13 protein-coding genes are annotated in these 15696 nt (G+C 73.8%); 10 read left to right on the top strand and 3 right to left on the bottom strand.

The genetic code is table 11. The features are described from left to right. Positions 1-244 precede the first annotated feature (244 nt). The 10 genes from ACH4ZX_RS29105 to ACH4ZX_RS29060 all read left to right on the top strand — a co-directional run bounded on the left by ACH4ZX_RS29105 (position 245) and on the right by ACH4ZX_RS29060 (position 13957). Positions 245-1453, top strand: a complete 1209-nt coding sequence (locus ACH4ZX_RS29105; protein WP_398278934.1) for a DUF2690 domain-containing protein — start codon at positions 245-247, stop codon at positions 1451-1453. A 416-nt stretch (positions 1454-1869) separates the two neighbouring features. Continuing rightward, complete coding sequence (locus tag ACH4ZX_RS29100; RefSeq protein ID WP_360751119.1) at positions 1870-2859, top strand: malate dehydrogenase; 990 nt, start codon at positions 1870-1872, stop codon at positions 2857-2859. A 279-nt stretch (positions 2860-3138) separates the two neighbouring features. Further along, on the top strand, positions 3139-4917 hold the full coding sequence (locus ACH4ZX_RS29095; RefSeq protein ID WP_398279067.1) for a hypothetical protein: 1779 nt from the start codon (positions 3139-3141) through the stop codon (positions 4915-4917). After that, positions 4907-5266, top strand: coding sequence for a hypothetical protein (locus ACH4ZX_RS29090; protein ID WP_398278931.1), 360 nt, complete (start codon positions 4907-4909; stop codon positions 5264-5266). The genes ACH4ZX_RS29095 and ACH4ZX_RS29090 overlap by 11 nt, the downstream gene beginning before the upstream one ends. Positions 5267-5276: 10 nt before the next feature. After that, on the top strand, positions 5277-6488 hold the full coding sequence (locus ACH4ZX_RS29085) for a hypothetical protein (RefSeq protein ID WP_398278928.1): 1212 nt from the start codon (positions 5277-5279) through the stop codon (positions 6486-6488). Positions 6489-6761: 273 nt separating this feature from the next. Then, the gene (locus tag ACH4ZX_RS29080) at positions 6762-8303 is read left to right on the top strand and encodes an aldehyde dehydrogenase family protein (protein WP_398278925.1); all 1542 of its coding nucleotides are present in this window, start codon (positions 6762-6764) and stop codon (positions 8301-8303) included. 153 nt (positions 8304-8456) lie between these two features. Further along, entirely contained in the window at positions 8457-9989 is a 1533-nt protein-coding gene (locus ACH4ZX_RS29075) for a GMC family oxidoreductase (protein ID WP_398278922.1), read from the top strand. Further along, positions 9986-11035 carry a glycine betaine/L-proline ABC transporter ATP-binding protein gene (locus ACH4ZX_RS29070; RefSeq protein WP_398278919.1) on the top strand — a complete coding sequence of 350 codons (1050 nt, stop codon included), beginning with the start codon at positions 9986-9988 and terminating at the stop codon, positions 11033-11035. The genes ACH4ZX_RS29075 and ACH4ZX_RS29070 overlap by 4 nt, the downstream gene beginning before the upstream one ends. Beyond that, a complete protein-coding gene (locus ACH4ZX_RS29065; protein WP_398278916.1) occupies positions 11035-12993 on the top strand; it encodes an ABC transporter permease in 1959 nt (652 codons plus the stop codon). Before ACH4ZX_RS29070 ends, ACH4ZX_RS29065 begins: the two co-directional genes overlap by 1 nt. A gap of 1 nt (position 12994) precedes the next feature. After that, positions 12995-13957: an ABC transporter substrate-binding protein gene (locus tag ACH4ZX_RS29060; RefSeq protein ID WP_398278913.1), complete on the top strand. Its 963-nt coding sequence runs from the start codon at positions 12995-12997 to the stop codon at positions 13955-13957. Positions 13958-13987: 30 nt separating this feature from the next. Here ACH4ZX_RS29060 and ACH4ZX_RS29055 read toward each other — a convergent pair whose 3' ends face one another. From ACH4ZX_RS29055 to ACH4ZX_RS29045, 3 genes are read right to left on the bottom strand one after another with little or no spacing between them, the layout of a single operon-like run. Further along, positions 13988-14710 (bottom strand): isocitrate lyase/phosphoenolpyruvate mutase family protein, encoded by a 723-nt coding sequence (locus tag ACH4ZX_RS29055; RefSeq protein ID WP_398278910.1) that lies wholly within the window; start codon positions 14708-14710, stop codon positions 13988-13990. Next, complete coding sequence (locus ACH4ZX_RS29050) at positions 14707-15168, bottom strand: carboxymuconolactone decarboxylase family protein (protein WP_398278907.1); 462 nt, start codon at positions 15166-15168, stop codon at positions 14707-14709. The genes ACH4ZX_RS29055 and ACH4ZX_RS29050 overlap by 4 nt, the downstream gene beginning before the upstream one ends. Continuing rightward, on the bottom strand, positions 15165-15665 hold the full coding sequence (locus ACH4ZX_RS29045) for a carboxymuconolactone decarboxylase family protein (protein ID WP_398278904.1): 501 nt from the start codon (positions 15663-15665) through the stop codon (positions 15165-15167). The genes ACH4ZX_RS29050 and ACH4ZX_RS29045 overlap by 4 nt, the downstream gene beginning before the upstream one ends. Between the last annotated feature and the right edge of the window lie 31 nt (positions 15666-15696).

Genomic DNA, 15696 nt, shown 5'->3' with positions numbered 1-15696 from the left:
GGACCACTGGAACCGGCGGTACCGGTGGGGTCGGCCGCAGGGGGCGGTCGGTGGGAGACTGGACCGTGGCCCGGCCGGCGTGCGACGGTGCATGCCCCGGCCCCGACGCACCCGTGCGCCCCCACCCCGGGAACTGAGATCCTGAGTCGGCGCATCCCTGCGGGTAGCCAGAGGGGGTCTCGGCAGAGGGCACCACGCGCGGGGGCGAAGAACAGCACCACACCGGGGGAAGAGGGGGGAAGCGATGCCTCGTTGGAAGGCCTTGCCGGAGGACCTGGATCCGCAGATCAGGGAGTTCGCGAGCCAGTTGCGGCGGCTCGTGGACCGCAGTGGACTGAGCATCGCGTCCGTGGCCGACCGCACCGGCTACAGCAAGACGTCCTGGGAGCGTTACCTGAACGGCCGGCTGCTCGCGCCCAAGGGCGCCATCGTCGCGCTGGCCGAGGTCACGGGCACCAATCCGATCCACCTGACGACGATGTGGGAGCTCGCCGAGCGTGCCTGGAGCCGTTCGGAGATGCGCCATGACATGACCATGGAGGCGATCCGGATCTCGCAGGCGCGCGCCGCGCTCAGCGAACTGGCCACGCCCCCGGCGAACGCCAAGGGCAAGCAGTCCCGCAGGAGCGGCGGAGCGGCGGCGACACCCGGCGTCGCCGGACCGGCGGGCGTCGCCCCGACGGTCCCGCCGCGTCCGGCGGGCCCGGACCCGGTGGACGACAGGACGGGCCCGCGGCCCGGCGGCGGCGCCGAGGGCGCCGGGCCGTCCTCCGGCGGACACGGCACCAACTCGTGGAACATGGCCGGCTACCGGGGCCCGGCCGCGTCCGGCGGCCGCCGTCCGGGCGCCGGGACGCCGGCCCCCGGCGGTGCCGGCCGGACGCCGGGCACCCCGAGCCCGTACGGCGAGCCCGCGCAGGGTCCACGGCACGGCGGCGGGTCCGCCGGCGGGAGCGGCGGCAAGCGGCGGCTGACGATGTTCCTCGCGGGCGCCGTCGGCGTGCTGGTCGTGATCGCGGGCGTGTTCTACCTGGCCGACGGCCGGGGCAAGGACGACGAGGGCGAGAAGAAGTCCCCCTCGCCCTCCGCCAGCGTCGCCACCGACCTGCCGCCCGGCGTGAAGTGCAGCGGCGACTCCTGCACCGGCAAGGACGCGGAGAGCATGGGCTGCACCAAGGACGCCACCGCGGTGACCACCGCCAAGACCGCCACCGTCGGCACGACCACCGTCGAGGTCCGCTACAGCAAGACCTGCGACGCCGCCTGGGGCCGCATCACCCAGGGCGTGCAGGGCGACCAGGTCCAGGTGTCGGCGGGCAAGGCGCGGCAGACCGACAGCATCACCACGGCCGGCGACACGATCGCGTACACGCCGATGGTGGGCGTGAAGGACGCGGGCGACGCGACGGCGTGCGCGACGCTGGCATCCGGGCAGCGGGGCTGCACGGAGTGAGCCGGGCGGGGGACGTCCGCGAAAGAAAATTCCGGCGCCAGGATTAGGCGCCCGCGTCCCGGGCACGCGAACCGTACCCCCACGGGAGTCCGGCACAGTCGGGACCCCCACCAGGCGGCCGTCTCCGTCCCTCCTCTCCCGGACGGGCGGCCGCCGTCCCATGCCGCGCGCCACCGCCACCGCCACCGGGCCCGGCCCGCGCCGCCTTCCCGTGCCGCGGTGTCGTCCCGTGTCGTGGCGTCGTCCCTGTCGCGGCGGCGTCACTCTGTGGGACGGGCCACACAACCCCGGACGTCCGGGATCCCGGATGCGCGATAGCCTGACCGGTGGATCTCTTGATACCAAGAGATCGATCATTCGCACGTCCGCACCCCCGGGCAAGGACGCCCACCGCCAGCTGTCATACGGAGAACGCCATGACCCGCACTCCCGTGAACGTCACCGTCACCGGCGCGGCCGGCCAGATCGGTTACGCCCTGCTCTTCCGCATCGCCTCCGGCCAGCTGCTCGGCGCGGACGTGCCGGTCAAGCTGCGCCTGCTGGAGATCACCCCGGCGCTGAAGGCCGCCGAGGGCACGGCCATGGAGCTGGACGACTGCGCGTTCCCGCTCCTGCAGGGCATCGACATCACCGACGACCCGAACGTGGCCTTCGACGGCGCCAACGTCGCCCTCCTCGTGGGTGCCCGCCCGCGCACCAAGGGCATGGAGCGCGGTGACCTGCTGGAGGCCAACGGCGGCATCTTCAAGCCGCAGGGCAAGGCCATCAACGACAACGCCGCGGACGACATCAGGGTCCTCGTCGTCGGCAACCCGGCCAACACCAACGCGCTGATCGCCCAGGCCGCCGCGCCGGACGTACCCGCCGAGCGCTTCACCGCCATGACCCGCCTCGACCACAACCGCGCGCTCACCCAGCTCGCGAAGAAGACGGGCACCACGGTCGCCGACATCAAGCGCCTGACCATCTGGGGCAACCACTCCGCCACCCAGTACCCGGACATCTTCCACGCCACGGTCGCCGGCAAGAACGCCGCCGAGGCCGTGAACGACGAGAAGTGGCTGGCCGAGGACTTCATCCCGACCGTCGCCAAGCGCGGCGCCGCGATCATCGAGGCCCGTGGCGCGTCGTCCGCCGCCTCCGCCGCCAACGCCGCCATCGACCACATCCACACCTGGGTCAACGGCACCGCCGAGGGCGACTGGACCTCCATGGGCATCCCGTCGGACGGCTCCTACGGCGTCCCGGAGGGTCTCATCTCCTCCTTCCCGGTCACCTGCAAGGACGGCAAGTACGAGATCGTCCAGGGCCTGGAGATCAACGAGTTCTCCCGCACCCGCATCGACGCCTCCGTCAAGGAGCTCGAGGAGGAGCGCGAGGCGGTCCGCTCCCTCGGCCTCGTCTGACGGCAGGCTCCGCGGCCCCGGCGCTCTCCGCCACGAGCCCGTAAAGCCCTCGCGGCGCGAGCCGCGCCAGCCCGAACGGGCCCCGTTCCGGTGTTGTCCGGACGGGGCCCGCGCCCGTTTCCGCCGCCGCTGCCCGCCGCTGCCCGCCGCTGTCCGCAGCGGCACCCGCCAGGGCGGTCCGCGGGGATTCCGGTGTCGCGGGAGCTGCCCGCCCCTCTATGCTGATGGACTGTCAGCCGGACGTCTGAAAACGGTCTTTCCACGCATCGGGGGATGGGCGTGAGCACCGCCTACGTGCCGCAGCAACCGCAGCCGACGACGCCCGCGGGAGCGCCGCCGACACCGCCCACCCCGCCGCACGCCAGCGAGGCGACCCGGCTGTTGTGCGCGGGCGCCTACCTGGACTCCGGTTACCGCGACCGGGTCATCGAGCAGCTCCACCTCAACGAGCAGCGGATCGTCGCGCCGTCGCTCGGCTTCGACGCCGCCCGCGTCCTGGCCCACGCCCTGCGCGCCCGCCGCCAGGAACTGCTGTGGGCGGGAGCGGTCATCGGCCTGTGGGCGGTCGGCGGGGCGCTCAGCGGCGGGCTGCTGCTCTTCTTCCTGTGGCCCAGCCTGGCCCTCGCCGTCGCCCCCTGGATCAGGGGCCGTGCCGTACAGCCGCCGCTGTACCGGCTGGCCGCCGCGTTCCTCGTCCGCTGGTGGGGCCGTATCGCCTTCGCGGCGCTGCTGGGCCTGACGGTCTACGAGGCGTTCGGCGCCGGTTCGGACAGCGGCTCCTCCTACGGTTCGTCGTACGACGCCTACTACGGCTCCTCCGGCTCCGGGAGCGCCACCGACCTCCTCGTCCCCAGCGCCGACGCCCTCCACGGCCTGGCGAAGCCCTGGCAGGCCTGGCTCGCCCTCGGCGTGTTCGCGCTCATCGCGTGGTGCCGGCACGCCCAGCGCAATCAGCTCGGCCGCGCGCTGGCCGCCGAACTCTCCCCGCAGCGCTTCCCGGACGCCGCCGGCGACCCCGCCGAGCAGTCCGACAACCCCCGCTTCCAGCGGCTGAAGCAGCGCATCCGGCTGGAACAGCACGCGCCGCTGGTCATGTACCACGAGGCGCGCCCGTTCTGCGGGGCGGGGACGGCGCACGAGACCTGGGTGCTCGCCGTGGAACTCAGGCGCGACGAGCTGACCGAGCACCAGCAGCCGCTCAGCAACCGCACCGTCCTGGAGAAGATCCGGCCGCTGCTCGAACAGCTCCGGGTGCCGTCGGCGCACGCCGGCCCCGGCGTCCGCGACCGGCTGCGCTGGCTGGAGATCGACGAGTGCGTGTTCCTGCCCGTCGAGGGCCTGCTCAGCCGCGACCAGGCGCCGTACACCGCGGCCGCCTTCGAGGAGCACCGGGCGCGCGCGGTCGAGGAGGGCGCCGAGAAGCGGCGGCACTTCCTGCGCATCCGGGTCGGCGGCTGGGAGGAGGAGCTGGTCGTCACCGTCTTCGTGCGCATCCACACCCAGGGCCGCATGCTCATGCTGGAGATCGCCCCGCACGTGCTGACGCCGGTCCGCCAGGACTTCAAGGACGCCGACCGTTCGGCACACCGGTTCCGCAACAACAACGCCCTCGGCAAGACCGCCGGGGCGATCGTCCTGGTGCCCGCGTCCGCCGGCCGTTCGCTGGCCCAGCTCGGCCGCGGCCTGGTCTACGCGTGGCGGCTGCTGACCGGCGGCTACGCGGGCGCCCTGCCCGACGGCCCCGAGCTGTCGGTGCGCGAGCTGGGCTCCGCCCCGGCCGGCTCCCTCTTCCAGGACATGGACGTCGCCCGCTACCTGCGCAGCCTGCAGGACCGGGTGGCGAACGGGGTACGGGCCGCGCTGGCCGAATGCGGTTACGAGACCGGCGAGTTCGTCCAGAAGATCGTGAACATCAGCAACGGGGACGTGAACATCGGCCGGGTGGACAACTCCACCTTCGCCGTCGGCAGCCACGCCACCGCATCCACCGCATCCCCCGCCTCCAGCGTCTCGGGCGGCACCGCGCCGCAGAAGGGAGCCGACAGCAATGGCCAGTGAGGAACCCACCGTCAGCTTCGGCGACGTCTCGCACAGCACCTTCGCCGTCGGCAGCCACGCGCACGCCGAGAGCCACCACCGGCACGGGCCGGGCGCGGTGCGCGACCAGGACGCCGAGGCGCTGCTGAAGGCGGTGCGCGAGCTGCGCGCCGATCTGGAGCGGGTGCGCGGCACCGAGCAGACGGCCGCGCTGGACGAGGCGCTCGCCGACACCGAGGAACAGCTCGCCCGCACCGGGCAGGCGGACCCCACCCGCCGGGAGCGCCTGCGCGCCCTCCTCTCCGACTCCCAGGCGCTGCTGAGCGTCCTCGCCTCGGCCGGCGCCGTGGCCGGCCTGCTGGGGATGTGAGAGGAACACCATGAGCGGGGGACGGTACTGGAACGAGGACACCCAGCGCTGGGAGGACGGCGCCCCGGGAAGCCCTCCGGCGGCACAGCCGACGGCGCCGCCGCCGGCCCGGCCGGACTTCGCCCCGGGCCCGGCGGCGGAGGGCGCGGGGACCGCGGACGGCCAGGGCACGGCCGGGGGAGCCGGCGCGCCGACCGGAGCCGCCGGATCAGCCGAAGCCGCCCGTGCGACGGGCGGCGGCGAGGCACAGGCGAGCGGCTGGCCCGGGGGCGGCACGGCGAACGGGTGGCACGGGCCGGGCGCCGGGGGAACCGTGGTGGACGGCGGCGCGGCCGTGCCCGCGGCGCCGACAGTCGGCGCGGGCAGCTGGCCGGCCTACGGGCCGGGTACGGGCGGCGCCGGCTGGCCGTACGGTGAACCCGGTGCCGGTGCCGGTGCCGGTGGCGGTGGCGTCGGCTGGCCGCCTCCCGTGGAGCTGTCGTCGGACGCGCCGGCCGGCCGGTCCTCGCGGCGGCTCGTGTGGTCCGTGGTCGTCGGGGCCGCCGCCGTCGGCGTCGTCGTGAGCCTCGTACTGACCCTGGTGGTCGGCAAGAACGACGACCCGGGCCGGGGCCGGGCAGCGGCGAGCACGTCCGCCGGTCCCGCGCCCTCCGGACCGACGTCGTCCGGACCGCCCGCCTCCTCGGCGTCCGCGTCCACGGCGTCCGCCTCCCCGTCGGCCACCGCGCCTCCCGCCGGCTACGAGTCGTACGACGACGAGGAGGGGTTCAGGGTCGCCGTCCCCGAAGGGTGGACGCGCAGTACCGTGCCCTCCCAGTACGGCATCGCCGTGGTCAACTACCGCAGCCCGGACCGCGAGCACCGGCTGCAGGTCTACCAGGTGCAGGAGTCCTCCCCGGCCGCCTCCTTCCGGCTGTACCTCTCCGACCGGACGCCGAAGCCCGCGGGTTTCGAGGAGCTGGACCTGAAGACCCTGGACGACGGCGAGTTCAGGGGCTCGCGCCTGGAGTACCTGGCCGACAGGATCAAGGGCGAGCCCGACGTCGGCACCTGGCACGTCGTGGACGAGCGTTTCTTCGCCCCGGACGGCAACATCTACGCCATCGCCTCCTACGGTCCCGAATCCGGCGGCCGCGACGACGAACTGAGGCTGCTCACCACGGCGTTGGACTGGTTCTGCCCGCCGTACACGACCTGCGACGCCGACCCGGCGCTGGACTGACCGGACGACAGCCCGTCCTTCGCCTTCGCGCCCGCCTTCCGCCTTCGCGCCCGCCCTCACCTGTGCGGGTGCGAAGGCGACTTCGCCTCCGTGACGCGCGTCACGCCTTCGGTGCGCGGTTCGCCCCCATTCGCCCGCACGCTCCGTGACACGGCGCACTTTCGGCCATGGATCGCGCATGCATCAGGGACCGGAGGGCATGTGCTCCCGGTCCCCGGACGGCGCACATCCTCACCGGGGCGCTGAACCGGAACGGAAGGCGACACACCGATCATGGCCGGACATCAGGCACGGCGGACGACGCAGCAGAGGCACCAGCCGCAGCACACCATTCACGCGGCCGGGGAGTGGCGGGAGGCCGTCTCCGGCGCGACCCGCGAGATCCTGGACCCCGCCGACGGCCGGGCGTTCGCCGTGGTCGCGGAGGGTGACGAGAAGGACACCGACCTCGCGGTCGCCGCCGCCCGCGACGCCTTCGACCACGGCGACTGGCCGCGCACCACGGCCGTCGGGCGCGCCGCCCTGCTGCGCCGGGTCGCCGATCTCCTCGTACGCGACCGCGAACGGCTCGGCCTGCTGGAGAGCCGGGACACCGGCAAGACCGTCGAGGAGGGCCGCGTCGACGTCGACTGCGTCGTCGACGCCTTCCGCTACTTCGCCGGCCTGATCGCCGCCGAGTCCCCCGGCCGGGTCGTCGACGCCGGCTCGCCCGACGTCCACAGTGTCGTCGGGCACGAGCCGGTCGGCGTGTGCGCGCTGATCACCCCCTGGAACTACCCCCTGCTGCAAGCGAGTTGGAAGATCGCGCCGGCTCTCGCGGCGGGGAACACCTTCGTCGTCAAGCCCAGCGAGATCACCCCGCTGACCACCGTCGCCCTGATCGGGCTGCTGGCCGAGGCGGGGCTGCCCGCCGGCGCCGCCAACATCGTCACCGGGCCGGGCCACACGGTCGGCGCCCGTCTCGCCGAGCACCCCGACGTCGACCTGGTCTCCTTCACCGGCGGCCTGGCCAGCGGCGTCAAGGTGGCGCGGGCCGCCGCCCCGACCGTCAAGAAGGTCGCCCTCGAACTCGGCGGCAAGAACCCCAACGTCGTCTTCGCCGACGCCTGCGCCACCGAGGAGGGCTTCGACACCGCCGTCGACCAGGCCCTCAACGCGGCCTTCATCCACAGCGGCCAGGTCTGCTCGGCCGGCTCCCGCCTCGTCGTCGAGGAGTCCGTCCGGGAGCGCTTCGTCGCGGAACTCGCCCGCCGGGCGGGCCGCATCCGCCTCGGCCGCGGCACCGAGGACGGCGTCGAGTGCGGGCCCCTGGTCTCCGAGCAGCAGCGCGCCAAGGTCGAGGACCACGTCGCCGCCGCGCTCGCCGAGGGCGCGGTGCTGCGCGCCGGCGGTCGGCGCCCGGACCCCGGCGACGCGCGCCCCGCCGGCGGCTACTTCTACGAGCCGACCGTCCTCGACGGGTGCCACCGCGAGATGCGGATCGTGCGCGAGGAGGTCTTCGGGCCGGTCCTGACCGTGGAGACCTTCCGCACCGAGGACGAGGCCGTCGCCCTCGCCAACGACACCGAGTACGGCCTCGCGGGCGCCGTGTGGAGCGCGGACCTCGCCAGGGCGCGCCGGGTCGCCGCCCGGCTGCGCCACGGCACCGTCTGGATCAACGACTTCCACCCCTACCTCCCGCAGGCGGAGTGGGGCGGCTTCGGCAGGAGCGGAGTGGGCCGCGAACTCGGCCCCGCCGGACTCGCCGAGTACCGGGAGACCAAGCACGTCTACCACAACCTCGCCCCCCGGCCCGTCCGCTGGTTCACCGGCTGATCCCCCCACCCCCACCGGCCGATCCACCCCCCCCAGAACCGGCCGATCCGCTCCCCCCACACACACACAGAACCGGCAGACCCCCAAGCAGAACCGGCCGACCCCCACCCCGGCCGATCCCCCCACCCGCAAGTCCCCCTGGAGTACCCCTCAATGCCCGAAGAAACCCACGTCTACGACTACGTCGTCATCGGCGGCGGCACGGCGGGCTCCGTCATCGCCTCCCGCCTCACCGAGGACCCCGCCGTCACCGTCGCCGTCATCGAGGGCGGCCCCAGCGACGTCGGCCGCGACGACGTGCTGACCCTGCGCCGCTGGATGGGCCTGCTCGGCGGCGAACTGGACTACGACTACCCGACCACCGAGCAGCCCCGCGGCAACTCCCACATCCGGCACAGCCGCGCCCGCGTCCTGGGCGGCTGCTCCTCCCACAACACCCTGATCGCCTTCAAGCCGCTGCCCTCCGACTGGGACGAGTGGGAGGCGGCCGGCGCCAAGGGCTGGGGTTCCGCGCCCATGGAGGCGTACTACTCCCGCCTGAAGAACAACATCGTCCCGGTCGACGAGAAGGACCGGAACGCCATCGCCCGCGACTTCGTCGACGCGGCGCACGCGGCACTCGGCGTCCCGCGCGTCGAGGGCTTCAACAAGCGGCCGTTCGACGAGGGCGTCGGCTTCTTCGACCTCGCCTACCACCCCGAGGACAACAAGCGCTCGTCGGCGTCGGTGGCCTATCTGCACCCGGTGATGGACGAGCGGCCCAACCTGACGATCCTGCTGGAGACCTGGGCCTACCGGCTCCAGGTGTCCGCGGGGCGGGCCGAGGGCGTGCACGTGCGCGCCGGGGACGGCACGGAAACGCTGGTACGGGCCCGGCGCGAGGTGATCCTGTGCGCGGGCGCCGTCGACTCCCCGCGCCTGCTGCTGCACTCCGGCATCGGCCCCCGCCGGGACCTGGAGGCGCTCGGCGTCCCCGTCGTCCACGACCTGCCCGGCGTCGGCGAGAACCTGCTCGACCACCCCGAGTCGGTGATCGTCTGGGAGACGGACGGCCCGATCCCGGACAACTCCGCGATGGACTCCGACGCGGGCCTGTTCGTGCGCCGCGACCCCGCGCACCGGGGCCCGGACCTGATGTTCCACTTCTACCAGATCCCGTTCACCGACAATCCGGAGCGACTGGGCTACCGGCGGCCCGAGTTCGGCGTGTCGATGACCCCGAACATCCCCAAGCCCAGGAGCCGCGGCCGGCTCTACCTGACCAGCGCCGACCCGTCCGTCAAACCCGCGCTGGACTTCCGGTACTTCACCGACGAGGACGACTACGACGCCCGCACCCTGGTCGACGGCATCCGCATCGCCCGCGAGATCGCGAAGACCGAACCCCTCGCGGGCTGGCTCCGGCGCGAGGTGTGCCCCGGCCCGGACGTCACCGGGGACGAGGAACTGAGCGCGTACGCCCGCAGGGCGGCGCACACCGTCTACCACCCGGCGGGCACCTGCAGGATGGGCGCCGCCGACGACGAACTCGCCGTCGTCGACCCCGAGCTGCGGATCCGCGGCCTGGACGGCATCCGGATCGCCGACGCGTCCGTCTTCCCGGCCATGACCGCCGTCAACCCGATGGTCACCGTGCTCATGGTCGGTGAGAAGGCCGCCGACCTGATCGGAGGTGACGCGCGATGAGCGCACCCGCACCCGTCTTCTCCGTGGACGGCCTGTGGAAGGTGTTCGGTCCCAAGGCGGACCGCGTCCCCGCCGACGCCGGGCTCGCCGGCCTGGACCCCGCCGAACTGCGCGCCCGCACCGGCTGCACGGCCGCCGTCCGGGACGTCTCCTTCGACGTGCGCAAGGGCGAGGTCTTCGTCGTCATGGGCCTGTCCGGCTCCGGCAAGTCCACGCTGGTGCGCTGCCTGACCCGGCTGATCGAGCCGACCGCCGGCAGCATCGCCATCGACGGCGAGGACGTACGCGCCATGGACCGCGCCCGCCTGCGCGAACTGCGCCGCCACCGCGCCGCGATGGTCTTCCAGCACTTCGGCCTGCTCCCGCACCGCACGGTCCTCGACAACGTGGCCTACGGCCTGGAGATCCAGGGCGTCGGCAAGGCCGAACGCCGCGCCCGCGCCCAGAAGGTCGTCGCCAAGGTCGGCCTGGAGGGCATGGAACAGCGCCGGCCGGCCCAGCTGTCCGGCGGCCAGCGCCAACGCGTGGGGCTGGCACGGGCGTTGGCGGTCGATCCGGAAGTGCTGCTGTTCGACGAGCCGTTCAGCGCGCTCGACCCGCTGATCCGGCGCGACATGCAGGAGGAGGTGGCCCGGCTGCACCGCGAGGAGGGCCGCACGATGGTCTTCATCACCCACGACCTGAGCGAGGCCCTCAAGCTGGGCGACCGCATCGCCCTGATGCGCGACGGCCGGGTGGTGCAGCTCGGCACCCCCGAGCAGATCGTCGGCTCGCCCGCCGACGACTACGTGCGCGCCTTCGTCCGCGACGTACCGCGCGAGCAGGTCATGACCGTCCGCACGGCCATGCGCCCCGGCGACTGCGGCGGACCCGGCCACCCCGGCGCGCTCGCGCCCGACGAGGTCGTCTCCGACGCCATCAAGGCCGTCGCCCGCCGCGGCGCGCCCGCCTGCGTCGTCGAGGACGGCCGCTGCCTGGGCGTCGTGGACCACGAACGGCTCCTCGGCGTGGTGGCCGGGACGGAGCCGATCGGGGAGGCGGCCTGATGGCGACGGTCACCGCATCCGCCCCCCGCATCCTCCCCGACGGTCTGCTCAGGCACCGCGCGGCCCGGAAACTCCTGCTGCTCGCGCTCGCCGCGGCGGTCCTCGTCCCGCTCGCCGACGCCCGCTGGGCCGGCGGCAGCTGGCCGCACGCGCTGACCGTCGACCTCTCCGGTCCGCTGACCTCGGCCGGCGACTGGATCGTCGACAACCGGGACAGCCACCCCCTGTTCCTGTACTTCTTCGGGCACCTCAGCAACGCCGTCGTCGTCTCCGTGCGCGCCGTCTACCTGGTGCTGCTCGGCGCGGGCTGGGCCGGCGTCACCGTCGCCGGCACGCTCCTCGCCGGGCGCGTGGCCGGCGTCCGGCTCGCCCTCGGCACGGCCGCCGCGTTCCTCGCCTGCGGACTGCTCGGCATGTGGGTGCCGGCCATGCAGACCCTCGCGCTGATGACGGTCGCCGTCCTCGTGTCGGTCGCCGTCGGCGCCCTGCTGGGCCTCGGCGCCGGACTGTCCGACCGGCTCGACCGCGCCCTGCGCCCGGTCCTGGACACCATGCAGGTGCTGCCCGCCTTCGCCTACCTGCTCCCCGTCGTGCTGGTCTTCGGCATCGGCGTGCCCGCCGCGGTCCTCGCCACCGTCGTCTACGCCGCCCCGCCGATGGCCCGGCTCACCGCCCTCGGGCTGCGCGGCGCCGACAAGGAGGTGCTGGAGGCCGTCGAGTCGCTCGGCGCCACCGCCCGCCAGCGCCTGCTGACCGCACGCCTGCCGCTGGCCCGCAAGGAGCTCCTGCTCGGCGTCAACCAGACGATCATGATGGCGCTGTCCATGGCCGTCATCGCCTCGGTCATCGGCGCCGGCGGCCTCGGCGACCGCGTCTACCAGGCGCTCGCCTCGGTCGACGTGGGCGCGGCGCTGGCGGCCGGCATCCCGATCGTGCTGCTCGCCGTCGTCCTGGACCGGGTGACGGGCGCGGCGGGGGAGGCGGCGGGCTCGGGCACGACCACGCACCGGCGGGCACGCCGGCCGTACGCGGCCGCCGCCGTCGCCGCTGTCGTGGCCGTCGCCGTCGCCGGGCGCCTGGCGGGCCGCCTCGACTGGCCCGACGCCTGGACCCTCGACATCGCCGGCCCCGTCGACCGGGCCGTCGACTGGATGACCGCCCACCTGTACTCGGGCGTGCCGGTCGTGGGCGGCACCGCCGACTGGGCGGCCCGCTTCACCGCCTGGGTCCTCGACCCGGTCCGCGGCGGCCTGCAGTGGCTGCCCTGGTGGGCGGTGCTGCTGCTGGTCGCCGCCCCGGCCTGGCTGGCCGGCACCTGGCGCACCGCGCTCACCGCCGTCCTCGCGATGGCCGCGACCGGCGTGCTGGGCGTGTGGAAGCCGTCCCTGGACACCCTCTCCCAGGTCCTCGCGGCCGTCGCCGTCACCCTCGTCCTCGGGGTGGCGACCGGTGTCGCCGCGGCCCGCAGCGCCCGCTTCGACCGGCTGCTCCGGCCGGTCCTGGACGTCCTGCAGACGCTGCCGCAGTTCGTGTACCTGATCCCGGTCGTGGCGCTGTTCGGCGTGGGCCGCGCCCCCGCCGTCGCGGCGGCCGTCGTCTACGCGCTGCCGGCCGTCGTCCGCATCACCGCGCAGGGCCTGCGCCAGGTCGACCCGGCCGCGCTGGAGTCGGCCCGCTCGCTCGGCGCGACGCCGGGACAGCAGCTGCGCCAGGTCCAGCTCCCGCTCGCCCGGCGATCGTTGCTGCTCGCCGTCAACCAGGGCGTGGTCCTGGTCCTGGCCGTCGTCATCATCGGCGGCCTGGTCGGCGGGGGCGCGCTCGGGTACGAGGTGGTGTTCGGGCTGGCCCAGGGCGACCTGGCCACCGGGCTGGTGGCGGGCGCGGCGATCGTGTGCCTGGGGCTGGTCCTCGACCGGGTGACCCAGCCGGTGGAGCGTCACGAGAAGGGTGGTGCGTGACATGGCAGCGAACCGCAGGGCCGCCGCCCTCGCCGCCGCGGCCGCCGCCCTCTCCCTCCTCACCGCCTGCGGCGCCGCCGACATGACCAGGCAGGCGTCCCCGTTCGCGGGCGCCCGGGGCGCCCGGACGGTGACCCTCTCCGTGCAGTCCTGGGTCGGCGCGCAGGCCAACGTGGCCGTCGCCCGGTACCTGCTGGAGCACCAGCTCGGCTACCGCGTCGACACCGTCCAGGTCGACGAGATCCCCGCCTGGGACGCGCTCAGCCAGGGCCGGGTGGACGCGATCCTGGAGGACTGGGGCCACCCCGACCAGGAGAAGCGGTACATCGACGACAAGAAGACCATCGCCCGCGGCGGCGACCTCGGGGTGACCGGGCACATCGGCTGGTTCGTGCCCGCCTACCTGGCCCGACAGCACCCCGACATCACGGACTGGAAGAACCTCGACAAGTACGCCCCCCTCTTCCGCACCGCGGAGAGCGGCGGCAAGGGCCAGCTGATGGACGGCTCCCCGTCCTACGTCACCAACGACAAGGCGCTGGTGAAGAACCTGAAGCTGGACTACCAGGTGGTGTTCGCCGGCTCCGAGGCCGCGCAGATCACCCAGATACGGCAGTTCGCCAAGGAACGGAAGCCCTTCCTCACGTACTGGTACGCGCCGCAGTGGCTGTTCGAGAAGGTCCCCATGACCGAGGTGAAACTGCCGCCGTACAAGGAGGGCTGCGACGCGGACCCGGCGAAGGTCGCCTGCGCCTACCCGCGCACCCCGCTGCAGAAGTACCTCAACGCGGACTTCGCGAAGTCCGGCGGCAGGGCGGCGGCCTTCCTGAAGAAGTTCGAGTGGACCACCGAGGACCAGAACGAGGTCTCCCTGATGATCGCCGACCGGAAGCTCACGCCCGAGCAGGCGGCGAAGAAGTGGGTGGACGGCCACGCCTCCACCTGGAAGGCGTGGCTGTCGTGACCCCGGACGGGCCGCACGGCCGCGGCGCCCTCAGCGGACGAGCCCGGCGGCGATCTCCCCGACGGCAGCCGCCGCCCGGCGCTGCAGCCCCGGCCCGAACGTGACGCGGGTGGCCCCGAGTTCACCGAGTTCGGTGGGCGAGGGGCCCGCGCCGTCCAGCCGCGCGAACACGTTGAGCGGGCCCTGGATCCCGGACCGCAGCAACGGCAGCACCTTCACCGGCGCGGCGATGGGATACACGCAGTCGGCGCCCGCGGCGACGTACGACGCGGCCCGCTCGATGGCCCGTCCGGGATCCTTCTCGCCCCGCAGGAAGGTGTCCACGCGGGCGTTGACGAACAACTCCCCGCCGGCCGCGTACCGCACCTCGGCCAGCCACTCGGCGTGCTCCCGCGGGTCCTTCAGCACGCCGTCCGCGGAGTCCTCCAGGTTGCAGCCGACCGCCCCGGCCTCCAGCAGCCGTTCCACCAGCTCCTTCGGCGCCAGCCCGTACCCGCCCTCGACGTCCGCCGACACCGGCACGTCCACGGCCCGCACGATCCGGGCCACCGCCGCGAACATCTCGTCGGCGGGGGTCTGCCCGTCCTCGTACCCGAGCGAGGCCGCGACCCCCGCGCTGGGGATCGCGAGCGCCGGGAACCCCGCGTCGGCGCAGGCCCGGGCGCTGGCCGCGTCCCAGGGGCCGGGCAGCACGAGCGGGTCCGCGGGATCCCGGCGGCGGTGCAGGGCGCGGAAGACGTCGGCCTGGTTCACGGTGTGTACCCCCCTGGCTCGATGCGGCGGCCGACCATCACCCGGTTCCAGTTGTTGATGGCGACGATCAGCGCGATCAGGTGGGCGAGGCGGACGTCGTCGAAGTGCCCGGCGGCTTCCTCGTACACCTCGTCCGGCACGAAACCTCCCCGGGAGGCGTCCCCGGTCAGCACGGTCACCGCCTCCGTCAGCGCCAGCGCGGCCCGCTCGCGCGCGTCGAAGACGTCGTCCCCGGCCTCCTCCCAGGCGCTCAGCAGGTCCAGCTGCCTCTCGCTCACGCCGTGCTTGCGGGCGATGGCCAGATGCATGTCGAGGCAGAACGCGCAGTGGTTGAGCTGCGAGGCCCGGATCACCACGAGTTCGGCGAGCGCGGGGTCGCCGAGGCCGTGCTTCGCGGCGGCGCTGAGCGCGGACATCGCCTTGCCGACCTCGCGGTCCAGCAGTTCCGTACGGCTCACTTGTGCTGCCCCGGCCGGTAGTGGCCCGGGACCATGCGGGTGGTCACCCCGAACCGGTTCCAGGCGTTGATCACCGTGATCGCGGCGATCAGCTGCGCCAGTTCGGCCTCCTCGAAGTACTTGGCAGCGTTGTCGTACACCTCGTCCGGCACGAATCCGTCCGTCAGGACCGTGATCGCCTCGGTCAGCTCGATCGCCGCCAGCTCCTTCTCCGTGTAGAAGTGCCGCGACTCCTCCCAGGCGCTGAGCTGCACGATCCGCTCCACGCTCTCGCCGGCGGCGAGCGCGTCCTTGGTGTGCATGTCGAGGCAGAACGCGCAGTGGTTGATCTGGGAGGCGCGGATCTTCACCAGCTCGTACAGGGCGGGGTCCAGGCCCTGCCGGGCGGCCGCGTCCAGCCGGACCATCGCCTTGTAGACCTCGGGTGCGTGCTGCGCCCAGCGCAGGCGGGGGGTGTGCTCGGGGGCGTACCGGGCGGTGGTTTCCTCTGTGGTCATGCCTCGACCCTAGGAGCGAGGCAGCCCAGGA

Source organism: Streptomyces sp. NPDC020490, from assembly GCF_044335305.1.
GTDB lineage: Bacteria > Actinomycetota > Actinomycetes > Streptomycetales > Streptomycetaceae > Streptomyces.
The sequence above is the reverse complement of the archived record's forward strand: the minus strand, read 5'-3'. Positions and strand labels throughout refer to the sequence as shown.